The following is a 1,012-nucleotide window of genomic DNA, read 5'->3' as shown; positions in this document are numbered from 1 at the left end:
CCCCGCCGTCATCGCATCGAGCGGCTCGAGCCCGTGTGCGGTTCGCGCCCCGATAGGAACTGCCGCCTCGGCCACTGCCGGTTGTGGCGGCGGCGTTGCCCCGGACTTGGGTGCCGCGCGTTGAACTCCGGGAACCCTGATGAACTCTCTGGGCGAAACAATCGAGAGATTGTGCGCGGTAGTTGGGTCGTTGACGCTCGGTTTCCGCTGCTCGTTTGCCTGCGAAAGCTGCTGCATCTTCTGAGCTCTGGTGTTCAGGACAGCCGCACGTTCAGCAAGTGCCTTCTGCTGGGTCAGGATTTCCAGGTCGACGGTGAACGGGTCATCCTCCCGGCTGGCCTCCATGTTGGCAACCTGCTCTTGAGCCTCTCCCACTATGGCTTCCCGCGCGGCTAGCGCCTGCTCCACGCTCATCTGGTTGACCCTCGTAGCCTCGTCCTGATGGAGCGGCTCAACTGGCGGCTGAGCGGCATCCGCGCCCTTCACCGCGGGCTGCGGTGTGGACTCATCTGAGCGACGACGACGGTCCCTGCGACCACCGGCTCGCGCAGCGCCCCGATAGGAACTGCCGCCTCGGCCACTGCCGGTTGTGGCGGCGGCGTTGCCCCGGACTTGGGTGCCGCGCGTTGAACTCCGGGAACCCTGATGAACTCTCTGGGCGAAACAATCGAGAGATTGTGCGCGGTAGTTGGGTCGTTGACGCTCGGTTTCCGCTGCTCGTTTGCCTGCGAAAGCTGCTGCATCTTCTGAGCTCTGGTGTTCAGGACAGCCGCACGTTCAGCAAGTGCCTTCTGCTGGGTCAGGATTTCCAGGTCGACGGTGAACGGGTCATCCTCCCGGCTGGCCTCCATGTTGGCAACCTGCTCTTGAGCCTCTCCCACTATGGCTTCCCGCGCGGCTAGCGCCTGCTCCACGCTCATCTGGTTGACCCTCGTAGCCTCGTCCTGATGGAGCGGCTCAACTGGCGGCTGAGCGGCATCCGCGCCCTTCACCGCGGGCTGCGGTGTGGACT

2 pseudogenes are annotated in these 1,012 nt (G+C 64.5%); both read right to left on the bottom strand.

The annotated features are described in order from the left end of the window. Window positions 1–414 (bottom strand): annotated as a pseudogene (locus Y703_RS22330) (hypothetical protein); the annotation flags it as partial. Between the two features lie 68 nt (window positions 415–482). After that, window positions 483–1,012: pseudogene (locus tag Y703_RS0106390) on the bottom strand (hypothetical protein); the annotation flags it as partial.

Origin of the sequence: Arthrobacter sp. H20 (genome assembly GCF_000520515.1) — a bacterium.
Classification (GTDB): domain Bacteria; phylum Actinomycetota; class Actinomycetes; order Actinomycetales; family Micrococcaceae; genus Arthrobacter_D.
The sequence above is the reverse complement of the archived record's forward strand: the minus strand, read 5'-3'. Positions and strand labels throughout refer to the sequence as shown.